A 24021-nucleotide genomic window follows, 5' to 3' on the forward strand; every position below is an offset into this window, starting at 1 on the left:
ATATCCAGCATAAAGGCAGCCGTATTGGCGGGGGCGAACATCCGATGTTCCTTGTGCTGGAAGAGTCATTAGTGATGAAGGCCGTGCCTGGCCGAGGGGGAATTATCGCAGATGGTGTCATTCTAAGGTGTGAGCGAGTCGGCAAAAATAACGGGCAGTTAGGACGGGAAAGGCTATTCTGATCAATAGGATAAGTGCGCCAAATGTTGCGCAATGGGTGCCTCGGTTAGGCCCGTTACCAATAGCAATTGAAGGATCGTTGGGGCACAATCGACTTTCGGCAAATGAGGGTGGGGAGTAACTTATGAAAGGCAATCAGGAAGTCATCGACTGTCTTGTGTCGCTGTTACGCGGCGAACTGGGTGCGCGCGATCAGTATTTTCTCCACTCGCGTCTTTACGATGATATGGGCTACAGCAAGCTGTATGAACGTATCAACCACGAAATGGAAGAGGAAACGCAGCACGCTGACGCTATTCTCAAGCGAATCCTGTTTCTCGAAGGCCGGCCCGATATGACGCCCGATGTTATTTATCCTGGCGACAACGTACCCGATATGCTCGCCTCGGATCTCCGGTTGGAGTACGAAGTGCGCGACAACCTGGCCGCGGCTATTGCCCTGTGCGAGTCACATAAAGACTACATTACTCGCGAGATGCTTGAGGTTCAGTTGGCTGATACCGAAGAGGATCATGCCTATTGGTTGGAGCAGCAACTGCGCCTGATCAAGATGGTTGGATTGCAGAACTACTTGCAGTCTCAGATCTGACCATTTCGGCCATGCCCTGTGGGGCTCGTCACGTCTCCCGCTGAATACCCCAGGCCCAACCGCTCTACCATCTACTCAAGTCAGTCCCAGCAGTCGACCCCAGGTTGAATCTGCTGGTGCGCGCCAGATGCGTGCGTGTAGCCACTTGAGAGAGTTTTGGTCGCTGGCCAGTAGACTTCGCTCTCCGGCGCTTAAACTGCTGGCACCTTCAAGTAGGCATTTTTCGCGTAACTCCTGAAGACGTTTTGAGCGGCTTGGGCCTTCTGTATCTTGCGGATACCATGCATGCGGGGGTATAAGACCCGATCCCTTCTGGAGGCATCAATGAATACCACCGATCCCCATGATCCCCTGAGCTGGCAGCCAGCCGGACGTCGCGAATGGTTGGGGCTGGCAGTGCTGGTATTGCCTACTTTGCTACTTGCGCTCGATATGACGGTATTGCACCTGGCCGCCCCGCAATTGAGTGCAGATTTACAACCAAGCAGCGCGCAGCTTCTCTGGATACTGGATATTTACGGCTTTATGGTGGCTGGTTTCCTGATCACCATGGGCACGCTGGGCGATCGGATAGGGCGTCGGCGTTTGCTGCTGATTGGTGCTTTTGCCTTTGGTGCTGCGTCGATCGCGGCCGCGTTTTCAACCACATCGGGCATGCTGATCGCTACTAGGGCGCTGCTCGGGGTGGCTGGCGCTACCCTCATGCCCTCAACCCTTTCGCTGATCCGTAATATGTTCCATGTGCCCCATGAGCGCACCCTGGCAATTACCGTGTGGATGACAGGATTCATTGTTGGTACGGCCATTGGGCCCCTTGTTGGTGGTCTTGTACTGGAGTTTTTCTGGTGGGGCGCAGTATTTCTTCTGGCGGTTCCGGTTATGGCGCTCCTGTTGCTGGTGGGCCCTTTTCTGTTGCCGGAGTTCCGCGACGAACAGGCCGGGCGTCTGGATTTTACGAGTGCACTGCTCTCGATATCCGCCTTGCTCATGGTTATCTTCGGGCTCAAGGATATGGCCCGGGACGGACCCAATTTGCTGGCTGTGCTGGCCGCGCTGGCTGGCATTACGATTGCCGTATTCTTCGTGCGCAGACAGCGCCGGCTCGCTGATCCGATGCTGGATATGGATCTGTTCCGACGCCGTGCCTTCACGGTGTCCGTGATTGCAATGTTGATGTCGATCCTTGCCTTGTCCGGCGCGTGGTTGCTGATTTTTCAGTATCTGCAGGGGGTAATGGGTTTGAGCGCCCTGGCAGCAGGCGTGGTGATGTTGCCATCGGCTATATTACAGACGATTGTTTCCCTGCTGGTTCCGCGGATGTCCCGGTGGCTTCAGCCTTCCTGGCTGGTTAGCGGTGGCTTGTTGGTGGCCGTTATGGGATTTGCCGCTCTGATACTGGTAGAGGGTGCGTTTGGCCTCTGGTGGATGATCCTGGGAACCATCCTGCTCGGTGTAGGCGTAATGCCGATGATGATTCTCGGTACTGATCTGGTCATGAGCTCCGTTCCCCCGGAGAAAACGGGCGCCGCTGCGGCTACCTCTGAAACCGCAACGGAGCTTGGAATGGCGATGGGTATTGCCGTAATCGGCAGTGTCGGGGCAGCAGTCTACCGGCGGCATATGGCCGAGCAGATGCCTGTGGGACTGAGTGCCGAACAGGTCGAAGTGGCCAGCGATACACTGGGCGGGGCGCTGGGCATCGTTCAGGTGTTGCCGGCAGAGCTGGCCGAATCGCTGCTTATTGCTGTGCAGGGGGCTTTCGCTGAAGCACTGCATGCCAATGCCCTGATAGGCGGGGCAATCATGCTCGCTGCCGCCTTACTGACGGCAGTCTTCTTGCGCGAGGTACGGGTGAGGGCGGGGGGGCATTAACGAGTCATGATGTAAAAAATGGGCACAAAAAAACGCCCCGCCGATTTTCATCGGCGGGGCGTTTTCGATTGCTGGCCTACTGCTTAGTTCTTGGCCGCTTTCTTCTCTTTCTCTTTCGCAATGATGGTTTCAGCTACGTTGGCCGGGCATGGCGCGTAGTGAGCAAACTCCATTGAGAACTGACCACGGCCTGAGGTCATGGTACGCAGCGTGCTGATGTAGCCGAACATTTCTGCCAGCGGTACATCGGCCTTGACGCGAACGCCAGTGGCACTGATTTCCTGGCCCAGGATCATGCCGCGACGACGGTTCAGGTCACCGATAACATCACCCACGTGATCTTCCGGAGCGTACACGTCGACCTTCATCAGCGGCTCGAGCATCTGCGGACCTGCTTTCGGCATAGTCTGGCGGAAGGCACCCTTGGCTGCGATTTCGAACGCGATGGCCGAGGAGTCAACAGCGTGGTAGCCACCGTCTTTCAGCTCGACTACAACGTCCAGTACCGGGAAGCCGGCCAGTGGGCCGATGCCCATCATCGAGTTGAAACCTTTTTCGATGGCTGGGAAGTATTCCTTGGGAACGTTGCCACCGGTAACCGAAGACTTGAAGGTGAAGCCAGTGTTCGGCTCGCCGGGTCTGATGACATAGTCGATCTTACCGTACTGACCGGAACCACCCGACTGCTTCTTGTGGGTGTAGCTGTCTTCAACGTCCTTGGTGATCGTCTCGCGGTAGGCAACCTGTGGCTGACCAACGAGCAGGTCCACACCGTAGGTGCGACGCAGGATGTCGACCTTGATGTCCAGGTGCAGTTCGCCCATGCCCCTGAGAATGGTTTCGCCGGAATCGATGTCGGTCTCGACACGGAAGGTCGGATCTTCAGCAACCATCTTGCCGATTGCGACGCCCATCTTCTCGGTGGAGCCTTTATCCTTCGGAGTAACCGAAATCGAGATCACGGGCTCGGGGAAGACCATGGCTTCCAGAGTACAGGGGTGCTTGGGATCACATATGGTGTGACCGGTCTGCACGTTCTTCATGCCGACGATGGCGATAATGTCGCCCGCGGTGGCAAAGCTCAGCTCGTTACGCTCGTTGGCCTGCATTTCAACCATGCGGCCTACGCGCTCGGTCTTGCCGGTGAACGAGTTGAGGACGGTGTCACCCTTGTTCAGCTTGCCGGAGTAGATGCGGCAGAAGGTCAGGGCGCCGAAACGGTCATCCATGATCTTGAACGCCAGGGCGCGGAAGGGTTCGTCTTCGGACACGATGGCGTAATCGCCGTTGGCGTTGCCTTCTTCGTCAGTCAGCGGCTGAGGATTAACTTCAGTCGGTGTTGGCAGGTAGTCGACAACTGCGTCCAGTAGCAGCTGCATGCCCTTGTTCTTGAACGCAGAACCACAGTAAGTCGGGAAGAACGCCAGTTCTAGGGTACCCTTGCGGATGCAGCGCATGATGTCTTCAATGGAAGCTTCTTCGCCTTCCATGTAGGCCATCAGAAGGTCGTCGTCCATTTCCAGGGCAGTCTCGACCAGTTCACTACGGTACTTCTCGACGTCATCGACCATGTCGGCGGGGATGTCGGTGATCTCGTAGTTCTCGGGCTGGCCAGAGGCATCCCAGATGTAAGCCTTGCGGGTCAGCAGATCGACCACGCCGGAGAAGGTGTCTTCACGGCCGATCGGCAGGGTCATGATCAGGGGCTTGGCACCCAGTACTTTCTCGACCTGGGCAGTAACGCGCAGGAAGTCGGCACCAATACGGTCCAGCTTGTTGACGAAGATCAGACGCGAAACTTTCGATTCGTTCGCGTAGCGCCAGTTGGTTTCGGACTGGGGCTCAACGCCGCCGGAACCACAGAATACGCCGATGCCGCCGTCGAGTACTTTCAGCGAACGATATACTTCTACGGTGAAGTCAACGTGGCCGGGGGTGTCGATAACGTTGAAACGGTAGCCTTTCCAGAAGCAACTAACGGCTGCTGACTGAATGGTAATACCGCGCTCGGCTTCCTGTTCCATGAAGTCGGTAGTGGACTCGCCTTCGTGAACTTCGCCTAGCTTGTGGATACGACCGGTCAGCTTGAGAATACGCTCGGTAGTAGTGGTTTTCCCGGCATCAACGTGGGCGAAGATACCGATGTTTCTGTAGAGGTTTAAGTCAGTGTTCATAGCGCTCTCTGATAAGCCGGGTGGAAATAAAGGCGCTCATCATACAGGATTAGAAGCAGTTTCGCTCTGCTTTTGCGACAGAAAGGGGGCTTTGACTCAATACAGACTTCTGACAAGCGTCCCAGGGTGCGGCGCTAGTGTATTTGTCTGCCTCTGTTTCGAGTTTTGCTGCCTCAAGAACGGGCGCTACGGTCCTGTGCATAGACCACTGGGTGTCTGAGCTCGAAGAAGCTGAACAAGGGTAATGGGAGGCTTTTCTGGGCGGTTACGGGTCAGGCCAATGGCGACCCGAAAGAGCCGCCATCATTACGTGTTACCAAGCCAAGCTAGGCAGACGCTTCTGACTCGTAGTTGGCATACGAGTGTTTCAGAGTGGCATGGTTGAGCAGCATTTGCGCCTTGAGGGTTTCTCCGCTGGCATCATAAATGCTTGATAACACCCAGTAGGATTCAGTGCGTTTACTCTCGGACAGTGCAACGATTTCACGCCGAATGAGATAGTCCTCACCAACAAAAAGCGGTCCGTCGATCATGCGGATCTCCTGATCGGCGAACAAACCAATGACCGGCTGCTTTACCGGGAACTCAGCCTCCTTGCTGGTGTACTCGGCCAGCACGCTGATCATTTCCATTGGTATGATGGCGCGGCCCCAGGGCGCGCTGCCTGGATCGGAATACCACGGGGAATTTTCGGTGATGCCTTCAAGTTTCTGCGCGAGCGAAAAGGGATAGAGGTTGCCCATATGCTGCTGGGGATCCATGCGTACCTTTTCGTCCCGAGCGCCAGTCATACCGACGTGCAGGTCAGAGAGGATGATCAGTTTCTCCGGCGGGCGCAGTTTTGCCATACGCTGATCCAGCAGGCTTTCACCCGCTTCCGGACTCAGGCTGGCGCTGGCTTCGAGCACGGGCGTGCCGTCAGCTTTTTCTGCCCAGGCTCTAACTTTAGTGGCCCCAGGTGCTGGACGCTCGACGAACGCACGAACCTGTTCACCTTCAACGACCATATTCTGAAAGTGTGCTGAAAAACACCCACGCTCGAACCAGGCCTGTCCCCATATCTCTGCGAGCAAGGGGGCAAACTGACTAAAGTGGGTAGGGCCTTCGATAGGGCCTGCTCTGAACCCCAGTTTTTCAGCCATGCTGTCGTCGTGGATGGAGGTGTGACCGCTGTATTCCTGATCGGCCAGCATTTGTTTGGGCTCACGGACTGGGCCGCACAGAAATAGGGGAGTATTGAAGCTCATCGGAAATCCTTGATATGGCTATTGAATTCAAACACACCAAGTTTAGGCGCCACTGGACATAGGCGGCAAATGGCCTGTTATTGCGGCATTCAGGGTATTTATGCAGTTGTGTTACTGGGTCAGCGCAATTGATCTTTTCTGCTCTGCATGACTGACCCGCTCGTACGCCTTGGTCAGCGATGCGGCAACGTCAGGCGCATCGAAAAGTTGGCGGGAAATGACGTAAACCAGGGGCCAGCGATCAATGGCTTCGCATTTGGAGCCAGGCTGAGGGTTATCCAGCAGGACGTGCTCTATAGGGTCGTTGTAACTGATCAGATAGTCGGCACGACCTTTCTCCAATAGCTGCATGGCTGAATCATGATCCGGGGTGACTATGGGTTCGCGGACACTGTTCTGGAAAATGTCGTCCAGTTGCGCGCGATAGGTATAGCCTCTTATCAGCACCAGTTGGCTGCGGCTCAAGTCTTCGAGCGTGTCGAGCAGTGGCGTCCCTTCGAGTGAAAACGCGCACAGAGTGATTTCGATACCGATGGAGGGGGTTTCCAGGGTAGCGTCGCTCAAAGCAGGAACCGCCTGAGAGCCTGGCCAGATATCGATTTCGCCGTTTCGCAGGCCCTTGTAGATGCGTTTGATCGGGTAGACCTTCCAATCAAGCTTCAGGCCACTTTGCGCAGCGAGACTGTTGGTCAAATCAATAACACTTCCCGCTGCTTCACCATTCTCGTCGAGATAGGCCAGCGGTGGGTAATGGAGAAACGCTGCGTTGAGGGTGCGCATCGGCTCCTCCGCACGCGGATAGCTGGTCACCAGTGCAAGGGTCAGCCCCAGAAAAAGGGAGCGTCCCAACGGATTGTCTAGAAGCGCTTTTACATTCATTTTTATATTAACAGTTCAGTTATTTAGCTTCGCCCATCAGCCTAGCTGCCAATTCCAGCGTCGTCGACAGGGAGATTGAACCCATTCGGGTTAGACTGCGCAGTTAGTGGGCGATGCAGGTTGCAGGTGAGACCGCTAGCTCAACGCGTCTTAGTATGGAAAACAGGTTTCGACTCAAGGTGACATTAAACAATCCGTTAACCGAGATTTATCGGGATCAATGGCTTCTGGTTGTGCACAAGCCCGCTGGTTTACTGGTCCATCGCAGTCCTATAGACAGGCATGAGACCGAATTTGCCCTTCAATATGCTCGCTCCTTGAACGGGGGCGAGCACGTTTACCCCGTACACCGTCTGGATCGTCCCACATCTGGATTGTTGCTTTTTGCCCGTGATCCCGAGTCGGCTAGCGTACTGGGGAAAATGTTCATGGACGGGCTTGTGCAAAAAACTTACCTGGCCATGGTGCGAGGTTGGCCGCACGAGTCGGGCGTTATTGACCATCCTCTACGCGAGCATCCAACTGACCGACGTCTCAAGCACGAAGAGCAGCCTTTAAGGGAAGCGCAAAGTTGCTACCAGCGTTTGGCTACGGTGGAAATCCCGATCGAGATTGAAGGTTACCCTGCTAGCCGCTACAGCCTGGTGGAGTTGTCTCCACAGACGGGTCGCAAGCATCAGTTACGTCGGCATATGCAGCACATAAGTCATCCGATCATTGGCGACACCAATTACGGCAGGACTCGCCACAATCATTATTTTGCCAAGCGCTTCGGACAAGGCCGCTTGATGCTGGCGGCAACTGCAATGGAGTTCATACACCCATGCACAGGGACTCCATTGGCGTTGAGCTCAATGCCAGAGGCTTCTTTTATTCAGGTGTTATCGGTTTTCGGTGAGGGATTGCCGATGCTTGACCTGATGCATCAAAGCAATCAGCTCTGATACACCAGATCTTTACACCAGCGCTGGAGCACGTGGGGGCGTCAGCGTCTTGCGGTCAGAGCTTGGTTACAAAGGTACGCGCCTGGTAAAGGGCAAGGCCACTAAGCACGATGATGACGGCGACGGCGAGCACGTCAGCCCCCGGAAAACCCCAGAAATCAGACATGTTATCTCCTAGTTGTGGATATCAAATGGCACTGGCTATGAGGCCAGTGCGGTATCGAGCATGCGTTGACGACCAAAGTCATTGAGCCTGAACTTGAACAGCACGCGACCGAGACCAAAATAGGCCTGGTCATCGAGTGTTTCTTCAACGCTCTCGATGATGCCGCTGGAGAACAGGTCGGTCAGCGTGACGCGGGTATTACCGCGCCAGTAGGCACCGCTGAGACCATATTCACCCATTAACGCGTCGGTGACTTGCCAGTCCCAAATACCCTCTTCCTGCCACTCATTGATCAGCTGGAGAATGCGGCCTTTCATATGTAGTTTGCTCATGGGTAGCTCCTTTTATCAGGTGTTGGCCGCGCTGACGGCGGGTGAGTTGCTGTCGCTTTTCACGGCACGAACGACTTCGAGCACTTCATCGCTTTCCGTGAACATGACAAACCCGCCCGTGACGAACAGGGCCAGACCTGCAAGGAAGTTCCACGCGGGAAACTCGAGGGTGAATGCGGCGAGAAAGATAACCGCAAAAAGTCCATACAACGCCGCAATCGCTTGTCCACGTCCAACCCCTATCAAAGGGAAGGACTTGTACCAGGAGACATAGCAGAAGGCGAAGGTGACGCCAGCCAGTGATAACCAGCCTATGGCTGCCCAGTTGAACGTCGCTACGACCATTTCCACGACCGGTTGGTCGGTGAACAGATAGATGGCTGGTAGAATCAGCACGATCCAGTACAGGACTTCGGCCGAGAAGCGTACGGTAATACCCACATCCGGGTCTGCGACATCCAGCCCGCGACCTGCGATTGCGCCCTCGACACCCCAGCCAATCGCCGCCATGGCGCCGCCGAGATAACCCAGCCAGCCAGAGTCCCCGGTACCGGTGAATTCACCGATGATGCCGGGTGCATAAACGGTTATGCCCCCCGCCAGGATAATGAAAATACCCACAGCTGCTCGACGGGTTATCTTCTCCTGATACCAGAGTCTGGCGAGGGTGGCGCCAACAATGGGATACATCAGCGCAGATATGGCCGCGAAAGCGCCGCCAATAAAGCCTATCGCCAGATACGAGCCAAAGATCGCCATTGGTCCACCGAAAATGGCACCAATGAAAAACCACTTGGATATGTAGCGCATCTGCCGGATGGTGCGAATGTATTCGCCCCATTTGCCCAGTACGGCATTCCAGACGAACAGAAAGAACAGCACGGCAATCGCATTGAAGGTGGTCAGTACTGCGGCGGCCAGCAGGAACTGCGCGTTGGTGTCGTAGCTCAGGTCGACATAGGGTGCTTCAAACCAGACTGCAGAGCCTGGTAAATACCAGGCACCCCACAGCACCGCGCACCACATGGCCCACATGAAGCCCCAGCGTATGCTGCTTGAAGTAAAGCGCGAACGAGCCTGGCTCAGGCCTTGTTGGCTCATGCGCTCACCTTTGTTGGCTGGATGGTCTGCCCCTCGTCAAGAAAAGCTTCGAGCGAGTCGTCCATCGCGTCCATCCATGGCGTGTGGTGGACTGGCGCCAGGGTGCCGGTCAACGTGGAGCGATAGCTCTTGTTGCGATAGCCGAGAATGTCCGCTTCCTTGTCGTGTTCCCATTGCTTGAATATGGCGGCAACAGCGGTCACATCAAAGGCGGGGTAGTCGGTCGGCTCAAGCAGATCAATTATATAAGCTGCCTGGAAGTCGATTTCATCGACGGGGTTTGCGAGTTTCAATTCGCGGTCTACCCATTCGCTGCTATCGGCGGCCATCGCTTCACCTGACGGTAGTGCAATGCGGTCAAGCATCACATCACGGGCATACCAGGCCTGGGCGTCAAACATGTTGAAGGTGTAGTACTGATCCTGCATGCCAAGGAAGAACAGCTTTGGATTGGCTAGGGACACGATTCCCTTGTACAAACCTTCCGGGTACATACGGTTGTGGGTAGTCAGTGTCATCTCGTTTGGCAGAAACGGGAAGTGATGCTGATAGCCCGTGCACAGGATGATTGCATCAACCGCTTTGCTGGTGCCGTCTTTAAAGTGTGCAGTTTTGCCGATCACTTCGGTGAGCAAGGGTACTTCGTTGAAGGACTCCGGCCAGTCGAAGCCCATGGGCTGAGAGCGGTAGCTGAATGTAACCGACCTGGCGCCGTACTTGTGGCACTGGGTGCCGATATCTTCCGCCGAGTAGCTGCTGCCAATCAGTAGCAAATCCTTGCCCTGAAACTCACAAGCATCGCGGAAATCGTGGGCATGCAGTACACGACCGGGGAACTGCTCGAGACCTTCGAAATAGGGCGCGTTGGGCGTCGAGAAGTGCCCGGTAGCCACAATAACGTGATCGAACTCTTCGGTGCTCAGCTCGTCCTGCTTGAGGTCGCGCACGGTGACTGCAAACTTGCTGGTAGCCTCGTCGTAAGCAACCCAATGCACTGCCGTATTAAAGCGAATGTGCTGCCGCATATTACTCTTGGCGACGCGCCCCATGATGTAGTCGCGCAATACAGCGCGTGGCGGATAGGAGGGAATCGGACGACCAAAATGCTCCTCGAAGCTGTAGTCGGCGAATTCCAGACACTCCTTGGGGCCGTTCGACCAGAGATACCGATACATGCTGCCATGTACTGGCTCGCCATAGGCATCAAGGCCTGTGCGCCACGTGTAATTCCACAGGCCGCCCCAATCGCTTTGCTTTTCATAACAAACGATCTCGGGGATTTCAGCACCGTCGCGTCGGGCTGCTTCGAAAGCACGTAGTTGGGCCAAGCCGCTTGGGCCAGCGCCTAGAATGGCAACTCTAAAAGTCATATAGATTCCTGATTTCAGGCGATGCACCGTGCGCCGAGCTGGATTCAGCCCGCCGACGATTTAACGCGGAGAAGAGCGCGGCTCAGACCATCAAGGGTCAAGCCATCAAGCTCTGTAGTGATGCGCACTGAGGTCGGATTTACCGATGGCGCGATGTTATGAAGGCTGCATCTGTCGTTGAAACAGAAGGCCGGGGGCGGGCTGGCCACCAATGAAACGCGAGATTTCGAGAAAACGCCGGAGGGAAGCGCTCGAACTGGTCAAGCAGCAGAAAAATACTTTGTAACTCGTATGCCAGGTCCCCACCATAACACGGTCGAGGTGTTCACCTTCCCGCTGCGTTGGGTTCGCCGCCCGGCGCATCGTTACGACGACGGCCGCGGGGCATTATGAGCGTTTGATTAGTCCGTTAAGTGCCACCCGGTTTTGAACGGGCTCCTGGCAAGGATGCTAGGCTTCTATTCTTCAAAGCCATCAATGGGAACCCTTCAATGAACAATGTACTTATTACAGGTGCCAACCGCGGAATCGGGCTGGAACTGGCTCGCTTGTATGCTAGCCGGGGTGACCAGGTAACGGGTGTCTGCCGCGAGTCATCCCCAGAACTTGACGCTGTTGCGGCAAGGGTCGTGGAGGGCATCGATGTGACCAGTGAAGCCGACGTCCAGCGTCTGGCGGATGGGCTTGCTGGGGGCTGCGTTGATCTTCTGATTAACAATGCAGGCCTTTTGCAGGATGAAAAGCTTGGCTCAATAGATTTTGATTCCCTACGCACCCAGATGGAGATCAACGCCTATGCTCCTTTACGGATGGCGCAGGCTTTGCTTCCGCTGATACCCAAGGGCGGCAAGATCGCTAATATCACCAGCCGTATGGGCTCCATAGCTGATAATGACTCGGGTGGACGCTATGGATATCGTGCTTCCAAGGCGGCCCTGAATGCCTTCGGCAAGTCCCTGGCCATGGACCTCAAGCCGAGGGGAGTTGCGGTGGCACAATTGCACCCGGGTTATGTGCAGACACGCATGGTCGGCTTTGGCGGGCATATCACGCCAGTGGAGTCTGCCCGCGGCTTGGCTGAGCGAGTTGACGCTCTGACGCTGGAGAATACCGGGGGCTTCTGGCATAGCAATGGAGACGAGCTGCCGTGGTAATACCACCCGCCAATGGATCCCCGCGTTCGCGAGGATGACGGGTATGGGGGAGCGGATTGTTCGGTTGGGCCGTAGTGCCCAAGGTCCCCGAAGCCCTGGCATACCCCGTGGCACCGCCCGTAAACACCCCGTCATTCCCGCGCACGCGGGAATCCAAACGGTGTTTCAGGGCTAACTCCCATGGGCTGTCAATGAGGTCATTCCCGCGCGCATGACTTCATTTGGATCTAGCGACAGAAGCCGTAGTTACTGGTGTCCAGATGAAAATGGTTGGCGTGGGCCTGGTTGTATTCCGGGCCCAGTACGGTGCCGAAGTAATCACAGGCGCTATCCTGAAATGCCCGCAGGAAATTTGCGGAGCCCGACTCCCCGGTTTCAGCCCAGTCATCAAGTACCGATACGCGCTCACCGTTGGCAAGACGAAAGCCTGCTATGTCAAAGGCCGAAGCTGTCGCATGCTGGCTGCGACGTCCCTCGGAACGGTTGTAAACATTACGGCAGGCAAAGCTGCCGTAGTGGTCGATTCTCTCCACTCGACTATCCATATGCGTCAATGCCAGGCGCTGCAGTTCATTCCGCTCGAACATGGTCCAGGCCACAGCCCAGGGGCAACTGACGGTGAAGGGCGAACTGAACGTGATGTCGCTGCGCTCGATCCTGACCACGTTTTCCAGGGGACACCCTGTCACCGGCGTGTAGTCGTCCAGCGAGGTATAACTGAGCGCTTTTCCAGAGGCTGTGGCCAGCGCAGCACTGCATTCAGTGGGGCTGTTGATAAGTTGCGACAGTTTCAAGCGTGTCACGGGTGTCAGGGGATGATCCACTGACAGCGGCGCCCATGGGTTCCATTCTGCAGGCAGGGCCTCCCAAGGACGCAGCAGATATATCAGCAGACACAACAGGACAAAGGCGAGGAGTTTCGATAGTCGTAAAAGGGTGGTTTTCAAATAGCGCCTCATGATGCTTTTTGCGCGTTACTGGTTAGCCGTTGTACAGGTAATAGACTCGTTTGCGTGCCGGCGCGACAAGGATCATGCCGATGCGGCCATAGGCGTAATAACTGCCTGGGGCGTTAACCAGTTCGTTGGCTTCGTCGACATAGTGCTGGCTGATCTCAATACAGAAACCATAAGCACAGATATAGTCCATTACATTCAGAGTGCTGTCTGCTTGCTGTGGTTCCCAAGGTCGCTTGGGCGCCACCGGCGTTTCTTGCCAATCTGTGTAATACCCTCGCCAGCGACGCTCCTGTTGGTCAGGGTTGGCCGGCATCGCTTCGAGATAGGTCACTCCCTCGGTGCTGATCGCATTCGCGACTGCTTCGGGTAGCGGATAGACTCGGATTCCCGCTTCGTTACCACCCGGTCCGAATCCCCAGGCTTCTTCCTTGCTATATTCCACTGTTGTCACGTTGAGGGCGTCGGGTACCGCGCTTAACTGGAAGTCGCGTTCGTAGGATTTGAATGCGATGTAAGGCCCACCGACGATCAACAGAATCACCGGCAGGGTGACACGCCACGGCAGCTTCACCAGCAGGTAAAAGGCAGCACACAACAGGGCCGCGAGCAGCAGGAAAAAACCGATAACAATCACATAAACCATGTATTCATAACGCCTATTCGTCTTGCTTACAGGACAATCTCTGCTTATAACTGCCCGACGCATAACACCAACCCGAGGGAGTCGACCGAGCATGCATACCGATAACACACCTTACATACTCTACGGCGCGCCGCATTCCCTTTATACCGGCAAGGCCCGTTGTTACCTGCGCAACCAGGGTATCCCCTATATGGAACGTGCGACTACTCATCCTGATTTCGCGGCGCGCATTCTGCCGCAGATTGGCCGAGGCATCATTCCTGTACTGGAAACACCCGATGGCCAGGTCATTCAGGATACCGTCGATATCATCGACTACTTCGAAAAACGCGGTGTGCCATATCCGGTGTATCCCGACGGGCCGCTGCAACGTGTGATCGCGGTCATCGTCGAGTATTACGGCGGTCAGTCGATGCTCAAGCATGCAATGCATTATCGCTGGTCTTACCTTGAGCAGCAGGAGAACTTTCTGGTTCATGCGTTCGCCAGCGGATCAGGTGCCGCTATGGCAGAGAAGATCATGGGGCGCATGCAGGCCTATCTACCTCGCCTGGGTGTCACCGAGCAAAGCATCCCTGAAATTGAAGCTTCCTACGAAGCGCTGCTGGCTATCCTGGACGCGCACTTCGAGCAGATGCCTTACCTGCTCGGCGATCGGCCTTGCATAGGCGACTACGGTCTGATCGGCACTCTGTTCGCGCACCTGGGGCGCGATCCGGTGCCCGCCCAGATCATGAAGCTGCAAGCACCGCGGGTATATCGTTGGGTCGAGCGGATGACGGCGCCTGGTCTGGATGTGGTTGAGTATCCAGAGCGAGACGCGCACTTCTGGCCGGGAGACGCCATACCGCCGACCCTGGAGCCTCTGCTTGAGCACATCGCCAGCGAGATTTTCCCTGAGCTGAGCGACAAGCTTGCTTTCATCGCTGAATGGGTTGCAAGGACTCGGCCAGCTGATGGCGAGCCGGTAACGGAAAAACCGCAACAACGGCAACTGGGTATGGTAAATACAACCTTCAAGGGTATACCGCTTGAGGTCGGTGTAGAGCCCTATCTGCTGTTTCTTTTGCAGCGTGCTGCGGATGTGCTGGCGGAGCTGGCCCCGACAGAATCCGAGCGTGTTGAAGCTTATCTGGAGCGCTTCGGATTAATGGCAGCGGTGCCGCAGGGGTTGGCGTACAGCGTTGCAAGGCGGAACAATATCGAGGTGTGGGCGGTGAAGTGAACCCTTAGTCGCTTTCGAACCAGTTGCCCAGATGAATCTTGCCTTTCCCTGGGCTTTTATTCGATGTGACTTTGGGTTTCTTGGGTTTTTTCGGCTTCTTGATAATCTGGCCGCCGGACACCGTCGCCGGCAAGCGGTGCACAGGCAAGAAACCGGGCTCATCGTGACGGGGTAAAATTTGATTGGTCAGTGCTTCAATCGCCGCCAATTGATCAACCTCGTCGGCACTGACCAGTGACACCGCCTCGCCACTGGCGCCAGCGCGGCCTGTGCGGCCTATACGATGCACATAATCCTCAGCGACAATGGGAAGATCAATATTGACGACTTGGGGCAGGTCGTCAATATCCAGGCCGCGCGCCGCGACATCCGTTGCGACCAGCACCTGGACTTCTCCCGTCTTGAAGCGGGCGAGGGCGCGCAAGCGGGCCGGTTGAGGTCGATCCCCATGAATGGCGTCGGCACTCAGGCCGATGGATTGCAGTGTCTGGACCAGTTGGTCCACCGCATTGCGGGTTTTGGCAAACACCAGGACCTGGCCCCATCGACGATTCGCCAACAAATGCACGAAGAGCTCTACCTTGCGTTTCTTGTCCACAGGTATAACCGATTGTGTGACTGTGGCTGCGGTCATGGTGTCTGGACTGATATCGATAATCAGCGGGTCGCGCAGCAGGTTCGCTGCCAGGGTACGAATGGCTGCTGAAAAAGTGGCGGAAAAGAGCAGGGTCTGGCGTTTGCTTGGCAGCGCGCAAAACACCTGTTGCAGCTCGTCTGCGAAACCCAGGTCCAGCATTCGATCGGCTTCGTCCAGAACCAGTATCTGCAGCTGACCGAAAGTCACCGCATTCTGACGATAGAGGTCCAGCAGCCGCCCCGGTGTTGCCACCAGTACATCCACACCCTTGCGCAAAGCCATCATCTGGGGATTGATGGAGACGCCGCCATAGACGGCGTAACTGCGCAGAGGCAATTGATCGCCGTAGGTGATAAAGCTCTGCAAAACCTGCTCGGCCAGTTCACGGGTAGGTACCAGAATCAGTGCGCGCGTCTGGTTGCTGGCAACCCGGGGACCTTCCTGCAGCAACTTGTGCAGGACCGGGAGGGCGAAACCAGCGGTTTTGCCTGTGCCCGTCTGCGCAGCTGTCATCAGATCCCGGCCTTTTAGAATGGCCGGGATAGCCTCGGTCTGGACTGCGGTAGGCGAGCTGTAATTGAGTCGGTCAAGTGTGCGCAGAAGTGGATCGAGCAGACCCAGGGAGGAAAACGTCATGGATGACATGCCAGCAAAGGAGAATCTTTACAGTTTACCCGTGGCCTGCAGGGGAAAGCGAACGCAGCAACCATTAAGGGTCGATCAAGCTTGGCCCGGCTTTGGTCTATCGTTGAATAGCGCGGAGTCTCGTCCTGATTTGTTGCAATAGAACCTTTGCGGGTTGTTCGTGTCGCCTTTCAACCCAGCCTCTTTTATGTTCTGCTCTTCATGCCGTGATGTGAATGCTCACGGACGCGATGCCGTGCAAGGCAAACGTTAATGGAATGGATAGCACAACATGCCCACTCAGTCTTTACGAATTACCTGGCAAATGACACTTGTCCTTCTGCTTGGCAGCCTGCTCGCAGGCTGTGGCATAAACAACATTCCTACCTATGACGAGCAGGTCAAATCAGCCTGGTCTCAGGTAGAGAATCAGTACCAGAGGCGTGCAGATCTGATACCCAACCTCGTTGAAACCGTCAAGGGCTTCGCTCGTCAGGAACGCGAAACATTGACCGCGGTTGTCGAGGCCCGGGCCAAGGCTACGTCGATCCAGATCAGTGCCGATGACTTGAACGATCCAGCCAAGATGCGGCAGTTCGAGCAGGCACAATCTCAGTTAACAGGTGCGCTCAGTCGTTTGATGGCTGTGTCGGAGCGTTATCCGGATCTCAAGTCCAACCAGAATTTTCTGACACTGCAGTCGCAACTTGAGGGCACCGAAAATCGTATTGCGGTGGCCAGGCGCGATTACATTGCCTCTGTGCAGCAGTACAACACTGAAATTCGCACTTTCCCGGGGCGTATCTGGCATAGCCTGATGTACGGGGACATGCCTATCAGAGAAAATTTCGAGGCCACTACCGAGGGTGCAGAGCAGGCCCCAGCAGTGCAGTTCGAATGAGTGTGCGCAAACTACTCGCGCCCTTCCAGCTGCTTGCGCTGCTGTTGTTCAGTAGCGCCGTTGTTGCTCAGGTGCCAGCTGCAGAGGTGACGCTTCCGGAGTTGACCGGCCGTGTGGTTGATCAAGCGGAGATGGTTGGACCGCAAACCGAAGCGCGCCTTACCCAAATGTTGGCGGCCCATGAGCAGGCAACGGGAGAACAAGTGGTAATTGTGACCGTGCCTGACCTTCAGGGCCGCAGTATCGAAGAGTTTGGTGTTGATCTTGGCCGTGCCTGGGGTATCGGTGAGGCTGACGAAGACACCGGGGCATTACTGATCGTGGCACGCGACGACCGCAAGATTCGTATTGAGGTGGGGTATGGACTCGAGGGTCGTCTGACCGATGCGCAGTCATCGGCCATCATCAACAGCATCATAACTCCGGCTTTCCGCGCGGGTAACTTCGAGCAGGGTATTGCCGAGGGCAGCGCCGCGATGGTCCAGGTTCTGGGTGGCGACCCGCTAAAGACTGCCAGCGGTCGACCGGTCTCCGCAGACGGTGACAAGCCGCCAGGTGGGTTATTTGTCATTCTGTTTTTCGTCGTGATTTCGCTGATACGTGGGGCCTTTGGTGGTCGCGGTGGCCGCGGCGGCGGAGGATTTGGTAGTGCCGTTCTGGCTGGCGCTCTGCTCGGCGGCATGGGTCGCGGCGGTGGTGGAGGCGGAGGTTTCGGTGGTGGCGGAGGCGGCTTCGGTGGCGGTGGCGCCTCGGGCGGCTGGTAAACTCAATCATGGATTCCAAATGACACTTCTTACGCAAGATGAACAACAGCAGGTCGCGGATGCGATTGATCGTATCGAGCTCGAGACCGACGCGGAGGTGGTAACCGTGCTTGCGGCCCGCGCCGACGATTATTATTACATTCCATTGTTATGGGCCGGGGTGCTTGCTCTGCTCATTCCGGGCCTGGTGGTACTTCTCACTGGCTGGCTGGGTGCCGCTGAGCTACTGCTCGCGCAATGGGTGACTTTCATTGTTCTTGCTTTGGTCTTTCGGCTACCGCCGGTAATTACCCGGTTGATCCCGCGCTCGGTAAGACACTGGCGCGCCAGCAATCTCGCTCGGCGTCAGTTCATAGAGCTCAATCTACATCACACCGATGGTGCTACAGGCATGCTGATATTCGTATCTGAAGCCGAGCGTTATGTGGAGATTCTGGTTGATCGGGGTATCTCCGGGCATATTGATAATGCAGTGTGGGAGTCGATTGTCGAAGCCTTCACTTTCAAGGTCCGCGAGGGCAAGGTGCTCGAAGGGTTTCTGGGCTGTATTGACTCGTGTGGCATTCAATTAAGTCAGCATGTGCCGGGTACGCATGACCGTAACGAGCTGTCCAACCGTCTGGTGGTGCTGTCCTGAACCGTCGAACGATAGGCCTCATTCTGATTGGCGATGAACTGCTCAATGGTCGCAAGCAGGATGCGCACCTGCCGGCCATGATTCCGCGCTTCGCCCAGCGAGGCCTGGAAATCGATTGGGTCAGCGTCGTAGGCGATAACCCGGGGCTTATAACGCGTGCGCTACAGGATTCACTTGGCCGGGGGGATATCGTTTTCTGTTTCGGTGGCATAGGTGCGACACCGGATGACCTTACCCGGCAGTGCGCCGCAGCAGCCCTGGGCGTGGATATCGAGTTACATCCCGAAGCGGAGCAGGAAATCCGTGCCCAGTTGGGCGAGAGGTTGAACGCCAATCACCTGCGTATGGGCGAATTTCCCTCGGGTTCTCGCATTATCCCCAATCCGATCAACCGTATACCCGGTTTTTCGATGAGAGATCACCATTTTGTACCCGGTTTTCCACGAATGGCCTGGCCAATGGTCGAGTGGGTTCTTGATCACGATTACGCCGATCTGCAGGCTCCGGGTCAGCAAGTTACTCAGACCCTTGTGCTTACTGATACGTCTGAGGGTCCGTTGATCCCACTTATGGAACAACTCTTGACCGAGTTTGCCCATCTGCGTCTTGCCTGTCTGCCCAACGCTGATGGCCGCCAGGAAGTCGAACTGAGTCTTCGGGGCACCCCCGAGCATGTGGTGGCGGGAATGGACCGGCTGCGCGAGTTATTGATTCTGCGCGAAAAGTAAATGCTAAGCTGGCGGTTAAAATCAAGCAGTGGAGGAGCTGAACATGGGTGAGTCAAAGCGTCGTCAGGCAACGGGGGAGGCGAGCCCTCCGAGGCGCAAGGAGAAAAGCCGAAACGCTATCGTGTGGGGCCTTGTGGTAGTGGTTGTAGTCGCTGCTCTGGCCCTGACCTTCTATTTGGCTACCCCTGGTACTGGCCCGATTGCACTGCCATCGGTTCCAGATGATCAGCCTGCGTTTCCCGCCGAGGTAGACCGCTTTGGAATGCAATTGGGCGATCCCGACGCACCCGTGGTAGTCCGTGAATTTGCCGATTATCAATGCCCGGCTTGCGCGCGCTTTTCAGGTGTTCTTGAGCAACTGAAAAGTGAATACATAGATACCGGCAAAGTTCGTCTGGTGTTTTTTGAAATGCCTCTGGCCCAGCACAAAAACGCAGTACCCGCCGCAATTGCAGCACGCTGCGCCGGTGAACAGGATGCGTACTGGGGCATGCACGATGCGTTGTTCACAAACCAGGCTAGCTGGAGCACATCGAGCGACCCACAGCCTTTGTTTGCTGGGTATGCCCAGGAGCTGGAGCTGCATGAGGGGCGTTTTCAACGTTGTACCTCGACCGAGCAAACACGCTCCGCCGTCGAGGACAGCCTGGCTGTGGCGAAGCAGCTGAGGGTCGTCAGCACGCCCACAGTGATTGTTGACAACATCCCGTTGACACGAAGCAACTGGGAACAGCTTTCGGGTGTTATCGAGCAACAGCTCGATAGGGACTAACACTCCGAGTCGGGGCGATGACTGGCAGGCTGCTGGTCATCGTCCATGAAACCAAGGCTATCAGATATGTCCGATAAACCGATCGCAGCTCGTTCCGATCGTAACTCGATCGATGCCTTCATCAATCAGGTGCGCTCTCTGCCTGCTCGTCCTGAGAAGGAAGGCAGGCTGATCTTTGCCCTGGATGCGACTGCCAGCCGTGAGGCTACCTGGGACCAGGCTTGCGACCTGCAAAGCGAGCTTTTTGTGACAGCGCAAGGCCTGGGCGGTTTGTCGATTCAGCTTTGCTATTATCGAGGCTTCCGCGAATTCAAGGCCACGGGCTTTGTAGGTCAGACGAGTCAATTGCTGGGTTTGATGAGCGGTGTCCGTTGTCTGGGCGGTATTACCCAGATCGGGCGGGTGTTGGGCCATGCTCTGCAGGAAACTCGCAGCAGGCCAGTCAAAGCCGTTGTGTTCATTGGTGATTGTTGCGAAGAGTCTGTTGATGAGCTGTGTCACGCAGCAGGGGAGCTGGGTATGTTGCGTACCCCGGTCTTCATGTTCCAGGAGGGCGGAGATCCCCATGCGCAAGCCGTGTTCCGTCAAGTGAGCAAGCTGTCAGGGGGCGCCTATGCACCTTTCGACCGAAGCAGCCCGCAGTTGCTGAGGGAATTACTTGCTGCAGTGGCCGTTTATGCCTCAGGAGGTGCCAAAGCCTTGCGAGATTATTCCAATAAGAGCTCCGCAGAAGTGAAACGCCTCACGCAGCAGATAAAGTAAACGTAATGCCGCGATAATATTTTTATTTGATGGAGCGTTTATGTCTGCATTCTTGCTTTTGGGGCTTCTCGTTGGCGTTGGTGGCTGGCTCTGGATACGCTCCACTCCAGCAGGCCAGCGTAAACCGGTCATTCTCAAGCTGGTGATTATAGGTACCGTTGCAGTGGTTGCCCTTCTTGCGCTGACTGGACGTTTTTACCTGGTGCTAGCACTTCTGGCCGGTTTGTTCCCACTGCTGCGCAGGATGCTTCCAGGCCTGCTGTTGGGACGATTTTTCCGGGGATTTGGTCTGCCGGGAATGGGGTCTGGCCGCAGCAAGGCCAGTACCGGCAACCAGTCCCGGGTATCCAGTCAGATTCTTGAAATGACACTGGATCATGACAGCGGCGATATGAGCGGCAGGGTGCTTGAGGGACCTTTTGCAGATCAACAACTGGCCGATCTGAGTGAAGCGCAATTTATCGAACTGCTAGGCTATTGCAGGCAGAACGACAACGACTCGGCGCGTTTGCTCGAGAGCTATCTGGATCGACGCTTTGGTGATTCCTGGCGTGCCGATGATTCAAGTGGCGAAACTGGCGGTGACTCCCGCGAGCAGGGAAGCAAAGCAGGTGCCGGATCACTGACCGAAGCCGAGGCTCTTGAGGTACTCGGATTGGAAGCGGGTGCAACGCAGGAAGAGATTATTCAGGCGCACCGTCTGATGATGCAGAAAATGCACCCTGACCGCGGCGGTAGTACCTACCTTGCCTCATTGATCAACGAGGCGAAAGACGTACTTCTCGGTTAGCCTGAGCGATTCGACGAATTCTCGGGTCCGCTTGCGGGCTCGTATTCCTTGCAGCGGACGCCGCCGGAGGAAAGACAATGCGTCACCCAGCTGGAGTCTGGCTTGATATCGAAGGGCATCTGGGGCCCGGTCAGAATAGCCTGTTTTGCATCTTCACTATTATCAAACCGCACCGGAAGATGATAGCCAGCTTGCGCTACCTGTTCGGGAAAGACGATTTGCGTACCTGGGCCGTCTGCAATACTCCAACCGTTATCGCGTAGTTTGACCGCGTAAAGCGCACGGTCGACGGGTATGGCTTCGCTGTAATCGTTGACTATATGCAATGCGATCTCCACTCAAAGCCCCCTGTAGGCAGGGGGCCATTCATGTTCAGCCCTCGACCTGAAAGGTCAGGCCGGCGTTTTTCTCCAGACGCTCAATCAGCAGCGAGCCAAGGGCCGATGCCGGTGTCCATATACCACCGGAGGCAGCGCCCGGATTTTTAACCAGACACACAGCGCTTTCGGCGATCATTTTTGATGTAGACCCGTATCCAGGATCCTTGTCACCCTTGACGCTGACCCTGAGGCTGTCGCCCTTGTCATTGGAGCCGGCAAAGAGTACGTCGTAGTAGCCGTTCTCACGCTCTTCCTTGGATGGTCCTTCCCCTGGTTTGCGTGGGTCGTTAGCCATGGATTTGTCGGCGGCTACCGCCTTCGCAGTGGCTTCACCTTTTTCGCCAGGTCCGGTCAGCATCATCTCATCGTAAACAAAGCCCTCGCCATATTCATGGCCGAGCAGGAAATTGGAACGATGGATGTTCTTGGTATTGATGGTGGCCATGACAAAAGGGGCAGACCAGCTGTTAAGGTCCTCGTCGTAGCTTGGAGCGTTACCTGAGGGCTGATCGGCGCCGGTGAAGCCCGGAGTCAGCGCGAAAGGATTGCCCAGTACTTTCATCATCTCCGGTTTTTTGGCGGCTGCGGCCATGGTGGCCTTGAAGCTGGCCAGGGTGCCACCAGAGAAGGTGCCTTTCATCGCACGAACGCGGCCTTTGATACGGGGCATGGACGAACCGAACTTTTTCTTGGCAGCTTCCTGAAGAAAGAAGGCTCCCAGATCAAATGGCACAGAATCAAAACCGCAAGAAAATACTATGCGCGCGCCGCTAGCCTTGGCGTCGTCCTGATGCTTGGCGATCATTTCGTGCATCCAGGCCGGCTCGCCACACAGATCCACATAGTCGGTGCCAGCCTTGGCGCAAGCGGCAACCACATCAGATCCGTAGAGCTGATAAGGACCCACAGTGGTCAGCAATACCTTGGTCTTTTCCACCATGGCCTTGATTGAAGCGGGCTCATTGGCATCTGCGAGCACGGTGGGAACGTCAGCGGGAATGCCCATTTCCTCACGAACACTATCAATCTTGTCCTGGCTGCGGCCAGCCATGGCCCATTTGACCTCGCCGTTGACGCCATACTGCTTGTTCAGATATTCGCATACCAGCCGCCCGGTGTAGCCGGTGGCGCCATATACGATGATGTCCAGTTCTCTATCAGCTGACATGGTTTTTCCTCTATTGCGAAGGGTGTATGAATCAATCCTAGACCAGCTCCTGCATCCATCAAGAAAAGTAGATCAGGGAGTTGCTGGCTCTGTGAGTCGACAATAGGCTGAACAGAGTCATTGCTGAAGCACTATCGTTTTGCGCCATTGGCGGATATAGATAATGGGAATTGGAGGTAGGAAAGGGTGAGCCTGGGGGGAGTGGATCAGGGGTTAGGGGACTGGAGGAGAGCAACCAGCCTGGCTGCTCTCCTTGTACCTTTGTATCAGAGCAGTTGTTCTTTTTCGAGAAACTCTTCTTCCAACAATGCATCACGATTCTCGCGGGCGGCTTCGTCATCAACTGAAGCTTCAGCCATTTTTATGGGATTACCACGTACGTCCAATTTGCCCATCAGGTGCTCCAGAGCATGCCGAGCCTTTTCTGCTGCCCCGTTGACCGCCAACTCAAGGGATTCGTCATGGTTGGTGACCGAAAGAGGCTGGTGACCACGGGGACGCATTTCAATTTGGCAGCGCTTATCTCGCGCGCCGGATTTATGACCGTTCTCATCGCTTACATGCACTTCAACTCGAGTCAGAAAGTCGTCAAAGCGCTCCAGTTCGTTTACTACGGCCGCAGTGACCCATTCCTGGAACGAGACGCTGGCAGTTTCAATCTGATGACTATTAATCAGTACTTGCATCATAGTGTAGTTCCATTTTTCCGCTGTGAAATCGTTTGGCTCATGTCACCACCGTAGAGCAGCCAAGACGGATTGGCAACTGCTCTGCACAGTCTCTTTGATGCTCGTCAGTGAAAGCTGTTTTCTGGCATCTTAATGTCTACTCCGTCGACTCGCCAGCGTTGATAACAGAAGCCAGTGTGGACCGAAAAATTGATCAACCGGCACCGACAGACACCGACCAATCTCATTACCTTGGACGATCAATTACAGAGAAAAATTCATGTTATCTGCGCGAAAAAAATCAGTAGCCCTTGGCGTCTATGATTGTTCGCTAAATACACCGACGTGCTCTACA

The 24021-nt window shown here is 55.7% G+C and carries 25 protein-coding genes; 13 read left to right on the forward strand and 12 right to left on the reverse strand.

Annotated features, from left to right (window positions below; translation table 11 throughout):
- From AAC076_RS02615 to AAC076_RS02625, 3 genes are all read left to right on the forward strand, one after another.
- A partial coding sequence (locus AAC076_RS02615) for a hypothetical protein (RefSeq protein WP_339842810.1) occupies window positions 1-182 on the forward strand: 182 nt, incomplete at its 5' end.
- Window positions 183-304: 122 nt separating this feature from the next.
- A complete protein-coding gene (gene bfr, locus AAC076_RS02620; RefSeq protein ID WP_339842811.1) occupies window positions 305-769 on the forward strand; it encodes a bacterioferritin in 465 nt (154 codons plus the stop codon).
- Between the two features lie 324 nt (window positions 770-1093).
- Complete coding sequence (locus AAC076_RS02625; RefSeq protein WP_339842812.1) at window positions 1094-2641, forward strand: MFS transporter; 1548 nt, start codon at window positions 1094-1096, stop codon at window positions 2639-2641.
- An 83-nt stretch (window positions 2642-2724) separates the two neighbouring features.
- On the opposite strand, the gene fusA is transcribed toward AAC076_RS02625, so the two are convergent.
- From fusA to AAC076_RS02640, 3 genes are all read right to left on the reverse strand, one after another.
- On the reverse strand, window positions 2725-4815 hold the full coding sequence (gene fusA, locus AAC076_RS02630; RefSeq protein WP_339842813.1) for an elongation factor G: 2091 nt from the start codon (window positions 4813-4815) through the stop codon (window positions 2725-2727).
- A 326-nt stretch (window positions 4816-5141) separates the two neighbouring features.
- Entirely contained in the window at window positions 5142-6062 is a 921-nt protein-coding gene (locus AAC076_RS02635; RefSeq protein WP_339842814.1) for a hypothetical protein, read from the reverse strand.
- 111 nt (window positions 6063-6173) lie between these two features.
- The gene (locus tag AAC076_RS02640; protein WP_339842815.1) at window positions 6174-6941 is read right to left on the reverse strand and encodes a transporter substrate-binding domain-containing protein; all 768 of its coding nucleotides are present in this window, start codon (window positions 6939-6941) and stop codon (window positions 6174-6176) included.
- A gap of 155 nt (window positions 6942-7096) precedes the next feature.
- Here AAC076_RS02640 and AAC076_RS02645 point away from each other — a divergent pair, with 155 nt between their 5' ends.
- Entirely contained in the window at window positions 7097-7885 is a 789-nt protein-coding gene (locus AAC076_RS02645; protein WP_339842816.1) for a pseudouridine synthase, read from the forward strand.
- Between the two features lie 201 nt (window positions 7886-8086).
- On the opposite strand, the gene AAC076_RS02650 is transcribed toward AAC076_RS02645, so the two are convergent.
- From AAC076_RS02650 to AAC076_RS02660, 3 genes are read right to left on the reverse strand one after another with little or no spacing between them, the layout of a single operon-like run.
- Window positions 8087-8383 carry a hypothetical protein gene (locus AAC076_RS02650; RefSeq protein WP_339842817.1) on the reverse strand — a complete coding sequence of 99 codons (297 nt, stop codon included), beginning with the start codon at window positions 8381-8383 and terminating at the stop codon, window positions 8087-8089.
- A 15-nt stretch (window positions 8384-8398) separates the two neighbouring features.
- Window positions 8399-9484 carry a DMT family transporter gene (locus tag AAC076_RS02655; RefSeq protein ID WP_339842819.1) on the reverse strand — a complete coding sequence of 362 codons (1086 nt, stop codon included), beginning with the start codon at window positions 9482-9484 and terminating at the stop codon, window positions 8399-8401.
- Window positions 9481-10854 carry an NAD(P)/FAD-dependent oxidoreductase gene (locus AAC076_RS02660; RefSeq protein WP_339842820.1) on the reverse strand — a complete coding sequence of 458 codons (1374 nt, stop codon included), beginning with the start codon at window positions 10852-10854 and terminating at the stop codon, window positions 9481-9483. The genes AAC076_RS02655 and AAC076_RS02660 overlap by 4 nt, the downstream gene beginning before the upstream one ends.
- A 491-nt stretch (window positions 10855-11345) precedes the next feature.
- Between AAC076_RS02660 and AAC076_RS02665 the strand changes: the two genes are divergently transcribed.
- Entirely contained in the window at window positions 11346-12008 is a 663-nt protein-coding gene (locus AAC076_RS02665) for an SDR family oxidoreductase (protein ID WP_339842821.1), read from the forward strand.
- Window positions 12009-12235: 227 nt separating this feature from the next.
- Here the strand turns inward: AAC076_RS02665 and AAC076_RS02670 are convergent, their stop codons facing one another.
- Complete coding sequence (locus tag AAC076_RS02670) at window positions 12236-12955, reverse strand: extensin family protein (protein ID WP_339842823.1); 720 nt, start codon at window positions 12953-12955, stop codon at window positions 12236-12238.
- Between the two features lie 34 nt (window positions 12956-12989).
- Window positions 12990-13610 (reverse strand): hypothetical protein, encoded by a 621-nt coding sequence (locus AAC076_RS02675; RefSeq protein WP_339842824.1) that lies wholly within the window; start codon window positions 13608-13610, stop codon window positions 12990-12992.
- Window positions 13611-13701: 91 nt separating this feature from the next.
- On the opposite strand from AAC076_RS02675, the gene AAC076_RS02680 reads away from it, so the two are divergent.
- On the forward strand, window positions 13702-14835 hold the full coding sequence (locus tag AAC076_RS02680; protein WP_339842825.1) for a glutathione S-transferase family protein: 1134 nt from the start codon (window positions 13702-13704) through the stop codon (window positions 14833-14835).
- A 4-nt stretch (window positions 14836-14839) separates the two neighbouring features.
- Here AAC076_RS02680 and AAC076_RS02685 read toward each other — a convergent pair whose 3' ends face one another.
- Entirely contained in the window at window positions 14840-16108 is a 1269-nt protein-coding gene (locus AAC076_RS02685; protein WP_339842826.1) for a DEAD/DEAH box helicase, read from the reverse strand.
- A gap of 280 nt (window positions 16109-16388) precedes the next feature.
- Between AAC076_RS02685 and AAC076_RS02690 the strand changes: the two genes are divergently transcribed.
- The 7 genes from AAC076_RS02690 (at window position 16389) to AAC076_RS02720 (ending at window position 21450) form a co-directional block, all read left to right on the forward strand.
- Window positions 16389-16997, forward strand: coding sequence for a LemA family protein (locus AAC076_RS02690; RefSeq protein WP_339842828.1), 609 nt, complete (start codon window positions 16389-16391; stop codon window positions 16995-16997).
- The gene (locus AAC076_RS02695; RefSeq protein ID WP_339842830.1) at window positions 16994-17761 is read left to right on the forward strand and encodes a TPM domain-containing protein; all 768 of its coding nucleotides are present in this window, start codon (window positions 16994-16996) and stop codon (window positions 17759-17761) included. Before AAC076_RS02690 ends, AAC076_RS02695 begins: the two co-directional genes overlap by 4 nt.
- Window positions 17762-17780: 19 nt before the next feature.
- Entirely contained in the window at window positions 17781-18398 is a 618-nt protein-coding gene (locus tag AAC076_RS02700) for a TPM domain-containing protein (protein ID WP_339842831.1), read from the forward strand.
- A 26-nt stretch (window positions 18399-18424) separates the two neighbouring features.
- Window positions 18425-19126 carry a competence/damage-inducible protein A gene (locus tag AAC076_RS02705; protein WP_339842956.1) on the forward strand — a complete coding sequence of 234 codons (702 nt, stop codon included), beginning with the start codon at window positions 18425-18427 and terminating at the stop codon, window positions 19124-19126.
- A gap of 43 nt (window positions 19127-19169) precedes the next feature.
- The gene (locus tag AAC076_RS02710; RefSeq protein ID WP_339842832.1) at window positions 19170-19898 is read left to right on the forward strand and encodes a DsbA family protein; all 729 of its coding nucleotides are present in this window, start codon (window positions 19170-19172) and stop codon (window positions 19896-19898) included.
- Window positions 19899-19964: 66 nt separating this feature from the next.
- The gene (locus tag AAC076_RS02715; RefSeq protein WP_339842833.1) at window positions 19965-20660 is read left to right on the forward strand and encodes a VWA domain-containing protein; all 696 of its coding nucleotides are present in this window, start codon (window positions 19965-19967) and stop codon (window positions 20658-20660) included.
- Window positions 20661-20700: 40 nt separating this feature from the next.
- Window positions 20701-21450 (forward strand): molecular chaperone DnaJ, encoded by a 750-nt coding sequence (locus AAC076_RS02720; RefSeq protein WP_339842834.1) that lies wholly within the window; start codon window positions 20701-20703, stop codon window positions 21448-21450.
- On the opposite strand, the gene AAC076_RS02725 is transcribed toward AAC076_RS02720, so the two are convergent.
- From AAC076_RS02725 to AAC076_RS02735, 3 genes are all read right to left on the reverse strand, one after another.
- Window positions 21447-21776 (reverse strand): hypothetical protein, encoded by a 330-nt coding sequence (locus AAC076_RS02725; protein WP_339842835.1) that lies wholly within the window; start codon window positions 21774-21776, stop codon window positions 21447-21449. The genes AAC076_RS02720 and AAC076_RS02725 overlap by 4 nt on opposite strands.
- A 46-nt stretch (window positions 21777-21822) precedes the next feature.
- Window positions 21823-22998, reverse strand: coding sequence for a saccharopine dehydrogenase NADP-binding domain-containing protein (locus AAC076_RS02730; protein WP_339842837.1), 1176 nt, complete (start codon window positions 22996-22998; stop codon window positions 21823-21825).
- Window positions 22999-23264: 266 nt separating this feature from the next.
- Window positions 23265-23684, reverse strand: a complete 420-nt coding sequence (locus AAC076_RS02735; protein WP_339842957.1) for an HPF/RaiA family ribosome-associated protein — start codon at window positions 23682-23684, stop codon at window positions 23265-23267.
- Window positions 23685-24021: the final 337 nt, after the last annotated feature.

The sequence above is a fragment of the uncultured Halopseudomonas sp. genome (assembly GCF_963977355.1).
In the GTDB taxonomy this organism is placed as follows: Bacteria; Pseudomonadota; Gammaproteobacteria; order Pseudomonadales; family Pseudomonadaceae; genus Halopseudomonas.

What these genes read in the sequence shown, in the direction of transcription:
- bfr (WP_339842811.1), top strand. Translation starts at nt 305, where the DNA reads ATGAAAGGCAATCAGGAAGTCATCGACTGTCTTGTGTCGCTGTTACGC.
- AAC076_RS02645 (WP_339842816.1), top strand. Translation starts at nt 7,097, where the DNA reads ATGGAAAACAGGTTTCGACTCAAGGTGACATTAAACAATCCGTTAACC.
- AAC076_RS02625 (WP_339842812.1), top strand. Translation starts at nt 1,094, where the DNA reads ATGAATACCACCGATCCCCATGATCCCCTGAGCTGGCAGCCAGCCGGA.
- AAC076_RS02675 (WP_339842824.1), bottom strand. Translation starts at nt 13,610, where the DNA reads ATGGTTTATGTGATTGTTATCGGTTTTTTCCTGCTGCTCGCGGCCCTG.
- AAC076_RS02650 (WP_339842817.1), bottom strand. Translation starts at nt 8,383, where the DNA reads ATGAGCAAACTACATATGAAAGGCCGCATTCTCCAGCTGATCAATGAG.
- fusA (WP_339842813.1), bottom strand. Translation starts at nt 4,815, where the DNA reads ATGAACACTGACTTAAACCTCTACAGAAACATCGGTATCTTCGCCCAC.
- AAC076_RS02720 (WP_339842834.1), top strand. Translation starts at nt 20,701, where the DNA reads ATGTCTGCATTCTTGCTTTTGGGGCTTCTCGTTGGCGTTGGTGGCTGG.
- AAC076_RS02665 (WP_339842821.1), top strand. Translation starts at nt 11,346, where the DNA reads ATGAACAATGTACTTATTACAGGTGCCAACCGCGGAATCGGGCTGGAA.
- AAC076_RS02690 (WP_339842828.1), top strand. Translation starts at nt 16,389, where the DNA reads ATGCCCACTCAGTCTTTACGAATTACCTGGCAAATGACACTTGTCCTT.
- AAC076_RS02685 (WP_339842826.1), bottom strand. Translation starts at nt 16,108, where the DNA reads ATGACGTTTTCCTCCCTGGGTCTGCTCGATCCACTTCTGCGCACACTT.
- AAC076_RS02635 (WP_339842814.1), bottom strand. Translation starts at nt 6,062, where the DNA reads ATGAGCTTCAATACTCCCCTATTTCTGTGCGGCCCAGTCCGTGAGCCC.
- AAC076_RS02640 (WP_339842815.1), bottom strand. Translation starts at nt 6,941, where the DNA reads ATGAATGTAAAAGCGCTTCTAGACAATCCGTTGGGACGCTCCCTTTTT.
- AAC076_RS02735 (WP_339842957.1), bottom strand. Translation starts at nt 23,684, where the DNA reads ATGCAAGTACTGATTAATAGTCATCAGATTGAAACTGCCAGCGTCTCG.
- AAC076_RS02680 (WP_339842825.1), top strand. Translation starts at nt 13,702, where the DNA reads ATGCATACCGATAACACACCTTACATACTCTACGGCGCGCCGCATTCC.
- AAC076_RS02730 (WP_339842837.1), bottom strand. Translation starts at nt 22,998, where the DNA reads ATGTCAGCTGATAGAGAACTGGACATCATCGTATATGGCGCCACCGGC.
- AAC076_RS02695 (WP_339842830.1), top strand. Translation starts at nt 16,994, where the DNA reads ATGAGTGTGCGCAAACTACTCGCGCCCTTCCAGCTGCTTGCGCTGCTG.
- AAC076_RS02700 (WP_339842831.1), top strand. Translation starts at nt 17,781, where the DNA reads ATGACACTTCTTACGCAAGATGAACAACAGCAGGTCGCGGATGCGATT.
- AAC076_RS02715 (WP_339842833.1), top strand. Translation starts at nt 19,965, where the DNA reads ATGTCCGATAAACCGATCGCAGCTCGTTCCGATCGTAACTCGATCGAT.
- AAC076_RS02710 (WP_339842832.1), top strand. Translation starts at nt 19,170, where the DNA reads ATGGGTGAGTCAAAGCGTCGTCAGGCAACGGGGGAGGCGAGCCCTCCG.
- AAC076_RS02660 (WP_339842820.1), bottom strand. Translation starts at nt 10,854, where the DNA reads ATGACTTTTAGAGTTGCCATTCTAGGCGCTGGCCCAAGCGGCTTGGCC.
- AAC076_RS02655 (WP_339842819.1), bottom strand. Translation starts at nt 9,484, where the DNA reads ATGAGCCAACAAGGCCTGAGCCAGGCTCGTTCGCGCTTTACTTCAAGC.